Here is a 14921-nt window from a genome sequence, read left to right on the forward strand (position 1 = left end):
TTATTAATTTTTCAATTAATAGGTTTGTGTAAGTCTGCGTCCTTTGTGTTTTATCTCGTTTATTATTGGAAAATATATTATTTATTCCCTTTGTGTATGTAATAATTGCGTAAAATACGCCCTGATATATTAAAATTATTTTGTTAAAGGCTTTGTTTTGTGGAAACTATAACTATATTTGTGTTTATCTACTGATTTTTCCGTTATCGGGATGATATTCAAGAGGGAGACGATGAGATAATACTATGGATGAAACAAGACACAACGATGTTGAATGCTGGAATGACTTCCTGCAAAGGGATGAGATAGCTTTTGGGAAAATCTATCGCCGTTTCTATTCTTTGTTGTATGCATATGGCATCCGCATGGTTGGAAACCGTGAACTGGTGATCGATACGATTCAGGACCTTTTCGTCAAACTTATTTTGAACTGTAAGAATCTGCACCCTACCGATAATCCAGAGGCTTATTTACTTTGTGCTTTCAGAAACAAATTGCTCGACGCTATTCAGTCTTCATGTCGGATGGAAACGATTGAGGAATATCAGGACTTTTTTTCCCTAAATGAAGAAATTATCAATTCTTTATTTGCAAAAGATGATACAGACATGATCAATGAGAAGAAATTGGCTGCCGCCATCGCCTCTTTATCCCCCCGCCAGCGTGAAATCCTATACCTATATTATATAAGGGAACTAAGTTATAAGGAAATCACAGTTATTCTGGATATGAATTTGCAATCGTGCCGGAATCTTTTGTCACGGGCGTTAGTCCATCTGCGTGAATATTTTTTTTCCGGTGGTGGAGAAAAAAATTAATCTGATTGATATTTTCTTTTCTTTTTTTGAGTATGTTTTTTTCCCTGCACCGTTTTCCTATTAAAGAAATGTAGCATGAAAAAAAATAAACCGACATACTCTCCGGACGAGTTTCTACAAACAAGTCGTAGGCTGGCGGAACGTATTCGGAAAGCCGACACGGTTGACGATCGCGAAATTGACGATTCTTTCCGGTTTGTGATGGGGCAGGTGAAGGAGATTCGGTCGCGTTCGAAGCTGCGTCGGCTTTATTGGTGGACTGTTTCTGCGGCGGCTGTTGTCGGGCTACTGTTTGTTGCCACTTGGTGGATAGCCGATACTGCAACTCCCTCCGGATTAGACATCGCTTTATTGAATGATACAACGACAATAAATAATGGAGAAGTAACTCTGGTAACCGGTAATCAAGCGGTGAACCTTAAAAACGAATCCTTTCTGAAATATGATGCGGGTGATAGTTTAAACCTTGGACAATATGTTTTGGATAATCAGACAGCGGAAGCGCCTGTTCTGAAAAATGAAATGCATAAAATTGTTGTACCCGATGGTAAACGGGTGGACATTGTCTTTTCAGATGGGACGAAAATGTATATAAATTCTGGCAGCAAGGTTATTTATCCGGCAGTTTTTGCTGACGATAAACGCGAAATACTGGTAGAAGGCGAAGTATATCTGGATGTGGCGAAGAACCCCCATCGTCCGTTTATAGTCAAGACGAAAGGATTTGATATCCGTGTGTTGGGTACATCCTTCAATGTTTCGGCCTATGGAAAAGAGACTTCTGCATCGGTTGTGCTGGTACAGGGAAGTGTCGTGGTGGCTACGGAAGACAAGCACGAAGTGCAACTGAAGCCGAACCAGCTGATCGACATTAAAGGAAATCAAACGCAGGTACGCGAAGTGGATGTTTCCGAGTATATAAGTTGGAAAGAAAACATGCTTAAAATAAGTCAGAAGCATCTTGATGAGGTTTTCAGTAAGTTGGCCTTGTATTATGGTTGCCGGATTCAGTATACGTCAGGAGTGGCTGCTATGTCGATTACCGGCAAACTGGATCTGCTTCCCGATATCAAAGATGTGTTGGATAATCTTTGTTTGTCATTTCCTTTAAAATATACAATGAGCGAATCGAAAGAAATATATGTGAGCCTTAAATAATAGTATGAACCATAAAAACATTTGTTGCCTATGATATAAGTGAAAAAGTAGTAGAATGAACAAACCAGATAGTATTTGCAGTACTACCTGGTTTAGAAAGTGATCTAATTATTTTCCTCGAAATAATAGAAAAAACAATCGAATATATGAAAAAGAATATAAATAGAATAAAACTCATGCCTGATTTCACAAAATGTATGAGTTTGGCAATTTTTTTAACATTTCCTGGCAATTCTAATGCCAACAATAGCGAACTGACTTATGCAGAACAAACCAATTTCACCATTTCCATGGAAAACCAAACGCTGAAAAGTGTTGTGGAGTGGATTGAAAAGAATAGTCAGTTTATTTTTATCTACGATACGGATCTTGATCTGTCTCACCGCGTAAATGTAGATGTACACAATAAGCCTGTAGAAGAGATTCTTAAACAAATTTTTTCCGGTACGAACCTGGAATATAATATTCGTAACCGGCAGGTGATGATCCGCAAAGCAGAAGTTAAAGCTGCCCGGGTAAATCAGGTCGTACAACAGGAAAAGGTTACGATAAAAGGTACTGTAACCGACATAAAGGGTGAGGCTATTATCGGTGCTAACATCATAGAGGATGGAACGAGCAACGGAACCATAACCGATATTGACGGGCAATTTAGTTTGCAAGTCGATAAAGGTGCGAAGTTGATAATCTCGTATATCGGTTATATGACGCAGACTTTGCCGGTGGGACAAAACCCTTTTTTGAAGATATCTCTCAAAGAAGATAACAAAACATTGGAAGAAGTGGTCATCACCGGTTATGGTGGAACGCAACTCCGCTCGAAAATGACCAACTCTATCGCTAAGGTCGATAACTCGGTATTGGCCAACGGTACTTATACCAATCCTGCACAGGCGTTATCAGGAGCAGTGGCAGGATTGAGAGTGCAGCAGACAAGTGGTAAGCCGAATGCAACACCTACACTGGTTCTGCGTGGAGGAACTAACTTGGATGGTAGCGGTTCCCCTTTAATTATCATCGACGGAGCGGTTCGTGAATCGTTGAGCGATGTTAATCCCGAAGATATCGAATCGATGGAAGTGATGAAAGATGCCGGTGCTACTGCTATTTACGGGGCACGTGCATCCAACGGTGTTGTCCTGGTCACAACCAAGAAAGGAACAGCTGGTCGGACGGAAGTGAATCTGAGTGCTAAAGTCGGATTGAATTTCTTTCATAGCCAATATGAATTTTTAGATGCGCACGATTATCTTTATTATATGCGCTCGGCTTTTCATCGTTCTTCTCATATCTGGCAGGATCAATCGGGAAACTGGCGTGGCTTTGCCAGTGATGCTACGCTTTCCGGTACGCAGCCTTATGGTACGGGTAACCGTTATTTTGATGCTAACGGAAATGTACTGAACGGAAACAAAGATAATACGGCTGTTTGGGGCGTAATGAATTATACCGACGACCTGGCTTTCCTGTTGAAACAGGGTTGGCAAACAATGGATGATCCTGTTAATCAGGGTCAGAAGCTTATCTATGCCGATAATCAGCTAAAGGATTATAATATCAAATCGCCGGCTATCTCGCAGGATTACAACCTAAGTGTTTCGGGTGGAAATGATAAAGGACATTATTATGCCAGCCTGGGATACAATCATAGTGAAGGTAATGCTGTGAATAACTGGTATCGCCGGTTGAACTTTACCATCAATGCCGACTATAAGATCAAGCCTTGGCTGACTTCCAATTCTTCTTTATCGTTTACCGATTCAAAATGGGACGATGGCGCTGCCGGATATGCCGGTGAGACTAATTTTTTCAGTACCACATTGTCCGTACCTCCTACTTTCAGGGTAAAAAGCCCCGATGGCGATTGGTTGGCCGGACCTGCCGTAGCTTCTTACGCACGTGGGTGGACCACGGCAAAAGTGTATGAAGATGCTTTGAATTACGATAATAACGCCGACAAGTTCAATATGAGCCAGTCATTCACTTTTAATATTATGAAGGGATTGACTTTTAAAGCTACCGGAGCCTGGTATTATTTTGACGATAGTCGCGAGTTTTTTAAAGGCGATTATATTGTAGCTACTGGGCCAGTCTACGATACCAACCATAGTACATCCAACAAACATGAGCGTTTACTGGATCAGACATACAATGGCATTTTGAATTATCAGACTACTTTCTTGCAGGATCATACGCTGGATGCTATGCTGGGTGTGGAATATTATGATTCTTACAAGAAAGGCTTCTCTGCTTCCGGTTATGGTTCGTCGTTGTCCGATTTTCAGGATCTGAATTACACATCGACAGCTTCCGGTGTAAGACAAATTGATTCATGGCATTACCGCCAGCGTATTCTTTCATTCTTCGGTAGAGTAAATTACGATTATAAATCTAAATACTTGCTGAGTCTGGTTCTGCGTCGTGACGGATATTCAAAATTACCGAAAGATAATCGTTGGGGAACATTCCCCGGTATTTCCGGTGGTTGGGTATTTTCGAAAGAGGGTTTTATGGAAGATATGGCGGATGTGCTTTCTTATGCAAAGGTGCGTGCCAGCTATGGTGCTAATGGAAATGTATCGGGAGTGCTCGATGCCAACGGCAATATTGTAACCGGACTCGATTATTATACCGTGCAGGGTTCTTATGGTATTATGAAAGACAAAAATGGAAAGACTGTTGCCAATTATAACGGTAAAGTTCCTTTGATGTTGAACGATCTGCCTAATCCGACAATGCGATGGGAAAAGTCGTATACGTTTGAAACAGGTTTGGATCTGGGTTTCCTCAATAATAAGTACGTATTGAATTTTACCTACTACAACAGACATACACAAGATAAGTTTGCGGAAATTACATTACCCTCTCATAGCGGTGTTTCTTCTTTCCTGTCGAATAACGGAGAAGTACAGAACCAGGGTATGGAGTTGGAACTCACAGCCAATATCTTGCGCACGAAAGACTGGAGGTTTACGGTTAGTATGAATACGGCATATAATAAAAATAAAATAGTATCATTACCATATAACGGTCTGCCAAATAATATGCAGGATGCTTATCAGGTTTATACTGGTAATAAATTGTCTGATGGAAGTTATGAGAAAAAATGGGTAGGCGGCTATCAGGAAGGACAGGAATATGGTGTTATCTACGGCTTTAAATCGTTGGGTATTTATAAAAGTGAGAGTGAAATTGCCGGTAACTTAATCGACAGATCTACTTATACCGAGAATGGTGCGGATGCAAAAGTTCTGTATGGACCTGATGCATGGGCCAAGATGTCGGATGCTGAAAAAGAAAAAGGTTTACCTATACAGGCCGGTGATGTTAAATGGCTTGATGTAAATGGTGATGGAGTTATCGACGATTATGATCGGGTGAAGCTGGGTAATACGATTCCTCACTGGACAGGAGGTTTTAATATCAATACATCCTGGAAAGGTTTGTCACTGAATTGTCGCCTCGATTATGCTCTTGGATTCTGGGTGCACGATTTTAAAACACCTTGGATCATGGGGAATATGCAGGGAACATTCAATACTATTTCTTTGATAAAAGATTCATGGTCGGAAACCAATCCGAATGGAAAATATCCTGTTTATGGATGGGCTGACTTCTTGGGAAAGCGTAATTATGACAGAATTTCGGATATCAATTGCTATCGTGGCGACTACCTTGCTTTCCGTGAAGTAAGTCTGGCATATACATTGCCCCAGAACTGGATTCTGAAGACGGGTTTGAGTAAAGTTAATGTGTCTGTTACAGCTCAGAATTTGGGTTATATCACGGCAGCTAAGAATATGGCTACTCCTGAATATGGTGTTAGTCAGAATGGTGGCTATCCGATGCCCAGATCGGTTGTGTTTGGCCTAAATGTTACATTCTAATAAGATAGATTATGAAAAAGTTATTTTATAGCATAAGCATATTATTAGCAGGGATGATAGGACTTAACTCCTGCGATTCATTAGATTTGTCGCCTGAAGATTATTACGGCTCAACTAACTTCTGGAATCAAAAGTCACAGGCTGAGATGTTCATGACTGGTATCCATGCCGATTTGAGAAGTAAATACCAGATGCCGGTTACTTTGGGAGAGTTCAGAAGCGAACTTCTTATAAGCGATGTTACCTCTATGGGGGAAGGAGTATATGGTCCCCCTATGACAAATAACTTGCTGACCAAAGATAATACAGGTATTAAGGATTGGTATGAGCTATATCCGGGTATCATGCATATAAATCTGTTTATAAAAAATGTAGACAGGGATATCGACTATATGAGCGAAGCCGAGAAATCATTCTATCTCGGACAAGCCTATGGTTTGCGTGCTTATTATTATTTTTATCTTTATCGTACGTTTGGTGGGGTTCCGCTGGAAACGGAGCCGACTGTCACAGAGGGTAACATTGATATTACAGCCTTATACAAGGCTCGTTCAACTCCGGAAGAAACATTGAACTTTATTAAAACGGATATAAATAAATCGGAAGAGTTCTTCGCTAAGGCTGATAAGAAGATTTCCGTTTTGTATGAATGGTCGTATTATGCAACGGAAATGTTGAAAGCAAAGATTTATATGTGGTCTGCCAAGGTGACGACAGGTGCGGATAGAGAGGGAGGCCATATTGCTTCGGTAACCACAGTCGATCCGGGTAACAGCGATTTGCAAACAGCAAAAACTGCCTTGTCGAACCTTTTGAATCAACAATTTGAGTTAGTAACGGACTACGCCGGTTTATGGACACCGGAAGGAAAGAAAAATAAGGAACTTATTTTTACTTTGTGTTTCGACAAAAACGAACTGACCAATTGGGGAGCGAATTGGTTCTATAATGTCGCTCTTTTCACGAATGCAACAGACCTGGATGGTAATAGGTATGATGCAGATCCTTTGAAGTTGTTGACGGCAGGGCCGCTTCGCTATGAATATAAGACAGCGTTTGTAGATATCTATGATAAAGACGATTCGCGTCTGGATGCGACCTTCTTTCAATATTTATTTGAAGGAAAAACCCGTGGTGCTTGTTGGAAAAAGCTGATAGGTCATACCGATGGAGGTACTCACTACTATGATTCGGACGTTCCTATTTACCGTTACTCGGATGTGTTGCTAATGCTGGCAGAGTGTGAAAACGGTTTAGGAAACTCGGCTCAGTGTGCGAAATATATTAATGATGTCCGCCAACGTGCTTACGGTGATAAATTTGCGGGGCATGAATATAAAGGAGGTAGTTTTGCGGATAATGAATGGGCTATTTTACAGGAGCGTGATAAGGAGTTTGTTGGTGAAGGTTGTCGTTGGTTCGACCTTCTTCGTCTGAAGGATGCCAACGGTAAACCATTTGTCTTTTCTGCTAAAGCGCATTATGGTAGTACGTTACCTATTTTGACAGACGATCAGTCTTATATGATGTTGTGGCCTGTAGATGTTGAGGTTTTGAACGGTGATCCGGAGATCAAACAGACTCCGGGCTATGATAATTAAAATGGAAAAGAGCCTGGATGTATTATTTATGTCCGGCTTTTTTTATTGTATACTATTAAATTCTGATGAAAATGAAAAGAACTGTTCTTCTTCTTTTAATCTGTAGTTTCTTCCTGACCGGTTATTCGCAGAATTATAACCCCCAGGAACATGCAGTTCCGAAATCGGATCGTCCGGATGGGCGCTTTCTGAGTTCATATGGTATTGTACATGAGATGCTGAAAGATACGCATCCGAAGTTTGCTTATCGGGCGGGTATGTCCGGCGACGAATTTGAGCAATGGCAAGATAGTGTCCGAAGTGCTATGGTTACAATTATGAAATTCCCGGAGGTGAAGAATCAGCCCGATCCTGTTTGTGTCAAAACGGAAAAAAGGGATGGATATACAATAGAAAAATGGGAGTTTTATCCATTTTCTAAGAGTGTATCGACTTTTCTTGTATTGAAACCGGATAACCTGAAGGATGCTGTTCCCGGTATCTTGTGTATCCCGGGGTCTGGAAGAACAAAGGAAGGGCTGGCAGGAGAACCTGGTATATGTCCTAAGTTAACAGAAGATACGACCGATCCGAAAGTGACAATGGCTTTGAACCTTGTAAAGGAAGGCTATGTGGCTGTTGCTGTTGATAATGCTGCGGCCGGCGAAGCTTCCGACCTTGAGTGTTATGATAAAGGATGGAATTATGATTATGACGTGGTTTCCCGTTATTTGCTGGAACTGGGCTGGAGTTGGCTTGGATACACCTCTTATCTGGATATGCAGGTATTGAAGTGGATGAAAAAACAGTCTTTCATAAAAACAGATCGGATTGTAGTAAGCGGTTTTTCGTTGGGAACAGAGCCTATGATGGTTTTAGGTGTATTGGATAAGGATATTTATGCATTTGTGTATAATGATTTTTTATGTCAGACACAGGAACGGGCTGTTGTTATGACGGCACCGAATAAAGAAAACAGGCGACCTTTTCCTAACTCTATCCGTCATTTGATTCCTGACTATTGGAAGTATTTCAACTTTCCGGATGTTGCAGCCTCTCTCGCTCCCCGTCCGATCATTTTTACGGAAGGAGGCCTTGATCGCGATTTCCGTCTGATTCAGGCAGCTTATGATGATTGCGGGAAGCCTGAAAATGTGGAACTTCATCATTATCCGAAGTTTGCCGATAAAACTAAGAGAAATGATGTGGAGCACCTTTCGGAAGGTCTGACTCCACAGGCTTATTTCGAATTGGTAAATGTTGATCCATCTTCCCATTATTTTAAAAATGAGCTGATAATTCCCTGGCTGCATAAAATACTGAGATAACGCTTTGCATAATAGATAACAAAACATTCTTTCTACAGGAATGCGGCTGCTTTGCTAAAGATATGGTTGAATGCTTGATTCACGAGTGTTTGATCTGCTTTTGATCGAAACGGAAAAGGTATCTGATGAGAATACTGGAATGGGAAATCAATTTCCTCCAGTATCTTGTCAGATACTTTCCCTATTGCCTGGATTACTCCATTTGTTGGCATCACGATATCTTTCTTTAATGAGATGGTTTTGATCCGGTTGCAGGCCCGCTGAAAGAACGACTCTCGGTAATCTTGTAATACATCCGGACGTATCATCGCTTTGAAGGCCTGTTCCAGAAAATCATTTTTGAAAGATGTCGGTAACGAACGATTCTCCAAAAAGTCATGACGATAAAAGCGTTGCAGGCTGTCAAACGCCTCCTGATCCATAATGTCGCGTGCGCTTCCGTTCATCTGGCTGAAGATCGAACCGCCGCAAAACATAAACAGGCGTGTGTCACTGAACATCTTCTCCGGATTGCTCAATAGTAATACCTGCGACAGTAACGCACCGATTGAATAGGCGAACAGGTTGATGGAAGTGTCTTCTTTAAATAAGGGGTGTTTCCCATCCTTTATTTCATGTACCAGTTGCCAAAGATTATAGACCGATTCGCGACCGGAAGCATAAAAGCGTAGCGGATTGATAGACAAACGGCTGCTTAATGCCACATTGGCGAAGGTGGAGTTGGCCAGATCATTGATTTTTAGTTTACGCTGTCCAACCCAGGGTAAGACGGCCCGTGGATTACACCAGCTACCAGGAGTACGGTTCATATGGAAAGCGATGGGAAAAAGAATGACTGGTTTTCCGGTTGTTTCTGTCAGGTACTCAGCCCAGGTCAGATACTTTTCCCAGGTACGTTCGTTCAGACCATGCAGGAGAATGATCGCTTTATCCCGTTTTTCTTTTCCGGATGGAGCGAATATGGTATAATTGAATGTTTTATTTTCCTGGATATGGTCATCGGTAACGGTACAGAAGTCTGTCGTTGCAAGTTCTTTTTGGAATTCGTCGATTTCGCTGGCAGCTATCGTTTGTGTGAAACGAAAGGGGATTATATCTAAACGACTTTCTTCCAGACAGGTCTTTTTATCGTACGAAAAAAGGCTGTTAAGTTGTTGTGTGCGAAGTGAAATATCCATAACGTTCTATTTTTTACTGCAAACAAACACTATAAAAACAACTCCGCCAAATAAATGGTTTTAGTGACTCTCCAAAGGGGTAGAAAGTCGAATATAGGGGCGAATTTCTTATATGTGGGGCGAATATATCAGGATTTATAGTACATTTGTTATCAAATAAGAGGCAAAAATATGGGAATGTTAGGTTATAAAATCCCTGCATATATTTATGGGAAATCGAATATCGTTCGTCTGATCCTGCTGACGGCACTTTTTGCTTTGGTGTTTATAAATATCTATAAGCCGTTCAGTTCTTCCAGTTGGTATTCGGTTTCGGAATTCAAGTTTTTTGTTTTTTCAAGTCTGATCATTCTGACAGGAGTGTTGGTTGTCGTTATTAGCCGGATCGTGATGTATTACTGGGGGCGTAAACATGAGATTACGATCGGAGGATACGCGTTGTGGATACTGTTGGAGATTTTTTTTATGTCATTGTTTTATACGATTTATACGCTGGTGCTTAATCCGGAGAGGGAATATCTGAGTGCTTTTAAGGAATCGTCCATTAATACGAGTCTGGTATTATTATTGCCTTATTCCGTCTTACACCTGTATTTTTCCTATCAGGAGAAAGAACGTCAGTTACGTTTATTGGAGGAAGACAGGACCGAGGTGGCAAATAGGCTGTCTGTATTCTCTTTTTATGATGAGAAGCGTGAGTTACGTCTATCGGTAAAACGGAGTAATCTTTTATATATAGAATCTGCTGATAATTATGTTTGTATCTGGTACCTTAATAAGGGAGTCCTGACCAAATTTATGCTGCGTAACTCTTTGAAAGCCATTGAGGAAAGTCTAGCTGAGACGAATGTATTACGCTGTCACCGTTCATATATGGTCAATTTTGACCAGGTAAAGGTAATCCGTCGCGAAAAAGATGGTGTTTATCTTGAATTAGGTGTAGAAAAGGTTCCGGATATCCCTATCTCAAAAACATATAGTGAGAAAGTAACGCATTGGTTTATGACCTATTCGTCATGAACAATGAACCAATGGAGCCGACCTTGTAGAAGTCGACTTCATTGGTTCACATTTGATAAATACTGAATCCTTATTTCGTTATTACCGAAAACTCTCCAATCCCTGCCTGTGATTGATTATCTACGATCCGTGTTGCCACAAAACGTATTTTATCCCCTTTTACAGCTGGAAAGCTAATTTCCTGTTCGATCGGATTATGCTTGATGTTGGAGAATTCTCCTTCCGTGACCTTCTTGTTGTTGACGTACAATTGATAGTTTGAAACATGTCCGCCTGCATCACGTCCCTGATTCGGTACGTACCGGAATCCTGAAATTGTAACTTCACTTGCCAATTGTATTTCGATCTCTTGCTTCCCTTTTGGTAAATAGAAGGTGGTATATCCGTTTCCATCGAACATAACCGATGTTTTTTCGTCTTTTGGGTAAATGACTGTATAGTCGGAAGCCGGAATATCCAATTCTTTTGTTGATACAGGACTACTTTTGTCAAATGTGCGGTCGTATGAGATAGCTTTGATCGTTCCTCTCTTAGCAAAAGTAAAGGGTTCTGTATAACGGGGAGAATCTTTTGTCGGTTCTGTACCGTCGGTTGTATAATGAAGTTCCGAACCTTTATCTTCTACCCGGATGGTAACCCTGTTTTTCAGGTCACGGCGGATGGCCGGTTCGGTTAATAAAGCAGGAGCAAGGAAAGCCTCTACATTATTAATACACAGCGGGCCGCGTGACTCTTCGAAATTGATCCGTATCTTATCGGCTTTTACGGTCTGGAAACGAACGATACGTTTGTAACCTACTGTAGTGGTTGAGTCGGCAGCTTCGACCGGTACCCATTGTCCGTCTTTTTCTGTCTCGATAGTAAAGGCTTTTACGCGTTGGCCTAAAGGTATATATTCCTGTATCATCAAACGGTTTACATCTGTCGGCTTCTTAAATGTGAATGTAAGTGTTCCGTTTGTTACTCCGTCTTCTGTCGCCCAGTAAGAATCCCAGTCTCCGTCATTGACTTTACCAGCCTTGAACTGACCGCCACGGGAGTTGCTGGCTTCAACGGCAGCACCTTTCAAAAGATCCGTTTTCAAGTCGTTTCGTATTGTTTGATACCATTCGACAGCGCGGATAGAGTCGGTTGGACTGATCTGACCGTTTAGGGCAACAGGGAAGTTTAATAGGAAGTTCGCATTGTGTCCGACACTACGGTAATATAAATCCACCAGATGGGATAATGATTTGACCTGGTGGTCTTCACGTGCATGATAGAACCAACCTGGACGAATGGAAACATCGCATTCGCCACCCAGCCATTGGTCGCCGTCTTCCAGTCCCCACTGGCTCTGGCGGTAGTGAACACCCTCTTTCTTGGTGAACATACTCCATTGCGTATCTCCAGCCCAACCTTCTTCATTGCCGATCCAGCGGATAGTCGGTTCGGTTCCTCCGAAAATCATAACGGATGGATTATATTTTTTGATTGTATCGACAGCAGCTTCGTATTTGTAGTAAGTGTTAGGATCGATAGAGCGGGATTCGTTAGCTCCGCCATACCAACCGTTTCCTCCGTTGGCTCCGTCGAACCAATATTCAAATAGAGGGCCATAGTTGCAAACCAGTTCGTGAAGCTGAGCATGGAATTTCTCTACATATCCGGGTTGTCCGTAATTTGCACTGTTACGATCCCAGGGAGAGAGGTAGATCCCGAATTTCAAGCCATATTTGTGACAGGCATCCGATAGCTCTTTTACCATATCTCCTTTTCCGTCTTCCCAGGGAGAGTTTTTGACACTGTACTCTGTCGTTGCGGTCGGCCACAGGCAGAAACCATCGTGATGCTTGGCGGTGAGGATTACTCCCTTGAGTCCGGCAGCCTGGATAGTACGAACCCATTGGTCACAGTCCAGATTCGTCGGGTTGAAGGTGGAGGCGGGAGTGTCTCCGTATCCCCATTCGAGATCATTAAACGTATTCAAACCAAAATGGACGAAAGCGTAAGTTTCCATTTTGTGCCATTCGACCTGTTCAGGTGTCGGGATAGGATAAACTGGATCTGGTGCTTTTGTCTCTTTACAGGAGAATAAAGTGCTAAGACCTAATCCTAGGAGGAGAAGATAATTTGAGTTTTTCATCATAATAAATGTTATTGTTTAGACTTCAAAGGTACGAAAAATATGCTTTGCAAAACAAAGCTCTTCCCGTTTAGACTTTTTTAGTTATTGTATTACAGGATAAAGGGAGTCCGGTTATATACTTGGCGTCTTTTGTACAATATCTATTGTCTTATTGTATAAAATACATATATATAGCCTCTATGCATCTAGAAATCTGGTGTATAAATCTATAACTAAGTTTGTTTATTTATTTTTGAATTCATATATTTGAGCGTTAGATAACTATACTATTTATTTTAAATACCATGAAAAGAAGAGATTTCTTAACAAACACAGCTTTGCTGGGTGCCGGAATACCATTGGGTATGTCGTCGGCTGTAATGACCTCGTGTACACAACAACAGGATGCAGGTAAAGCTGTGAAAAATTATTCTCCGGAAGAATTGGGTATGTTTTCTTTCGTAGACGTAGCTCCTGATGGTAAACCATTGAAAGCGGCATTGGTAGGTTGTGGCGATCGTGGAACTGGAGCTGCAACACAATTCCTTAAATCTGGTCCGAATGTATCTATTATCGCATTGGCCGATCTATTCCCCGACCGAATGGCTACTTGCCGGAAAGTATTATCGGAACAGTTTAAAAATGAGGTGCCTGATACCAACTGTTTTTTGGGCTTTGATGCGTATAAGAAGGTGTTGGCAATGAATGATATTGATGTTGTTTTGCTTTGTACACCAACACATTTCCGTCCGGAACAATTCAAAGCGGCAGTGGAAGCAGGTAAGCATATTTTTATGGAAAAACCTTGCGCTGTCGATCCTACTGGTATCCGTACGGTAATTGCAGCGGCGAAAGTGGCTACTTCTAAAGGGTTGACTGTAGTAACGGGTAATCAGCGTCGTCATCGTAAGGATTATTGGGAAGCTTATGTTCAGGTAAAGAACGGGTTGATAGGTGATATAGTATCAACTTCTGCTCATTGGGATCAGGGTGCCTGGTGGAATAAGCGGAAACGGCCCGAGTGGAGCGATATGGAATATTGTATTCGAAATTGGTTTAATATCAAATGGTTAAGTGGTGACCACCTATTGGATCAGGCAATCCATAATATTGATGTTGTAACTTGGTTCATGGAAGACCGCCCGGTTCGTGCAGTTGGTTTCGGAGGTCGTGCGCAACGTCTGACCGGAGATATTTATGACTTTTTTAGCGTAGACTATTATTATAATAATAACAAACGGATGTTGGCTACTGCTCGTCAGATCGATGGTTGTGATGGGAATGTGTCTGAACAGGTTTATGGAACCAAAGGGGTCGCTCAGTTAAATGATAGAGGAGAGATCAAGATTGTAGATTACAATGGAAATACGCTTTGGGAATATGACTATCAGAATAAGCCTGTTAAGAATCCATACGATCAGGAACATGTTCATTTGGTTGAATCAATTCGTTTGGATAAAAAAATAAATCAGGCAGAAGCATTGGCCTATTCTACTCAGGTTGCTATTCTTGGACGTGAAGCAGCTTATACCGGTAAACCGATTACATGGGATGAAATCATGGCATCGACTCTTCGCTATGGTCCGGAAAAATATGAAATGGGATCGTTACCTGATTACAAGGAAGGTGAAGCTCCAAAACCAGGTAAAGCTCCGGATGCACCTGTTATGTAAATTGTAGGTTATGTAATAGATACGTAGTATATTTCTATCATAAGTAAGAAGGGGATGTGTCAAAACTAAGGCACATCCCCTTCTTTTTTTGGCAAAAATAGTCGTTCCTCTTTTTTTGTCTATGCGACTATTTTTTCATTAATTAGGTAATAAGGCTTAATATTCGTCGTAT

9 protein-coding genes are annotated in these 14921 nt (G+C 41.4%); 7 read left to right on the forward strand and 2 right to left on the reverse strand.

Annotated features, from left to right (window positions below; genetic code table 11):
- Positions 1–245: 245 nt before the first annotated feature.
- From M1P97_RS25425 to M1P97_RS25445, 5 genes are all read left to right on the forward strand, one after another.
- Positions 246–818, forward strand: a complete 573-nt coding sequence (locus M1P97_RS25425) for an RNA polymerase sigma factor (protein WP_249390535.1) — start codon at positions 246–248, stop codon at positions 816–818.
- A gap of 75 nt (positions 819–893) precedes the next feature.
- Positions 894–1976, forward strand: a complete 1083-nt coding sequence (locus M1P97_RS25430; protein WP_249390536.1) for a FecR family protein — start codon at positions 894–896, stop codon at positions 1974–1976.
- Between the two features lie 146 nt (positions 1977–2122).
- Positions 2123–5863 carry a TonB-dependent receptor gene (locus tag M1P97_RS25435; protein ID WP_249390537.1) on the forward strand — a complete coding sequence of 1247 codons (3741 nt, stop codon included), beginning with the start codon at positions 2123–2125 and terminating at the stop codon, positions 5861–5863.
- Between the two features lie 11 nt (positions 5864–5874).
- Positions 5875–7464, forward strand: coding sequence for a RagB/SusD family nutrient uptake outer membrane protein (locus M1P97_RS25440; RefSeq protein ID WP_249390538.1), 1590 nt, complete (start codon positions 5875–5877; stop codon positions 7462–7464).
- A 71-nt stretch (positions 7465–7535) separates the two neighbouring features.
- Positions 7536–8771 (forward strand): alpha/beta hydrolase family protein, encoded by a 1236-nt coding sequence (locus M1P97_RS25445; RefSeq protein WP_249390539.1) that lies wholly within the window; start codon positions 7536–7538, stop codon positions 8769–8771.
- A gap of 32 nt (positions 8772–8803) precedes the next feature.
- On the opposite strand, the gene M1P97_RS25450 is transcribed toward M1P97_RS25445, so the two are convergent.
- Positions 8804–9949, reverse strand: a complete 1146-nt coding sequence (locus M1P97_RS25450) for a DUF6051 family protein (protein ID WP_249390540.1) — start codon at positions 9947–9949, stop codon at positions 8804–8806.
- 177 nt (positions 9950–10126) lie between these two features.
- Between M1P97_RS25450 and M1P97_RS25455 the strand changes: the two genes are divergently transcribed.
- On the forward strand, positions 10127–10969 hold the full coding sequence (locus M1P97_RS25455; RefSeq protein ID WP_195375403.1) for a LytR/AlgR family response regulator transcription factor: 843 nt from the start codon (positions 10127–10129) through the stop codon (positions 10967–10969).
- 70 nt (positions 10970–11039) lie between these two features.
- Here M1P97_RS25455 and M1P97_RS25460 read toward each other — a convergent pair whose 3' ends face one another.
- The gene (locus M1P97_RS25460) at positions 11040–13094 is read right to left on the reverse strand and encodes an alpha-L-fucosidase (RefSeq protein WP_195375402.1); all 2055 of its coding nucleotides are present in this window, start codon (positions 13092–13094) and stop codon (positions 11040–11042) included.
- Between the two features lie 287 nt (positions 13095–13381).
- On the opposite strand from M1P97_RS25460, the gene M1P97_RS25465 reads away from it, so the two are divergent.
- Positions 13382–14749: a Gfo/Idh/MocA family protein gene (locus M1P97_RS25465; RefSeq protein ID WP_229058719.1), complete on the forward strand. Its 1368-nt coding sequence runs from the start codon at positions 13382–13384 to the stop codon at positions 14747–14749.
- The last annotated feature ends 172 nt before the right edge of the window (positions 14750–14921 follow it).

The sequence above is a fragment of the Parabacteroides leei genome (assembly GCF_023369805.1).
Taxonomy (GTDB): domain Bacteria; phylum Bacteroidota; class Bacteroidia; order Bacteroidales; family Tannerellaceae; genus Parabacteroides; species Parabacteroides leei.

Coding starts and splice junctions, on each gene's coding strand:
- M1P97_RS25425 (WP_249390535.1), top strand. CDS start 246: ATGGATGAAACAAGACACAACGATGTTGAATGCTGGAATGACTTCCTG.
- M1P97_RS25430 (WP_249390536.1), top strand. CDS start 894: ATGAAAAAAAATAAACCGACATACTCTCCGGACGAGTTTCTACAAACA.
- M1P97_RS25435 (WP_249390537.1), top strand. CDS start 2,123: ATGAAAAAGAATATAAATAGAATAAAACTCATGCCTGATTTCACAAAA.
- M1P97_RS25440 (WP_249390538.1), top strand. CDS start 5,875: ATGAAAAAGTTATTTTATAGCATAAGCATATTATTAGCAGGGATGATA.
- M1P97_RS25445 (WP_249390539.1), top strand. CDS start 7,536: ATGAAAAGAACTGTTCTTCTTCTTTTAATCTGTAGTTTCTTCCTGACC.
- M1P97_RS25450 (WP_249390540.1), bottom strand. CDS start 9,949: ATGGATATTTCACTTCGCACACAACAACTTAACAGCCTTTTTTCGTAC.
- M1P97_RS25455 (WP_195375403.1), top strand. CDS start 10,127: ATGTTAGGTTATAAAATCCCTGCATATATTTATGGGAAATCGAATATC.
- M1P97_RS25460 (WP_195375402.1), bottom strand. CDS start 13,094: ATGAAAAACTCAAATTATCTTCTCCTCCTAGGATTAGGTCTTAGCACT.
- M1P97_RS25465 (WP_229058719.1), top strand. CDS start 13,382: ATGAAAAGAAGAGATTTCTTAACAAACACAGCTTTGCTGGGTGCCGGA.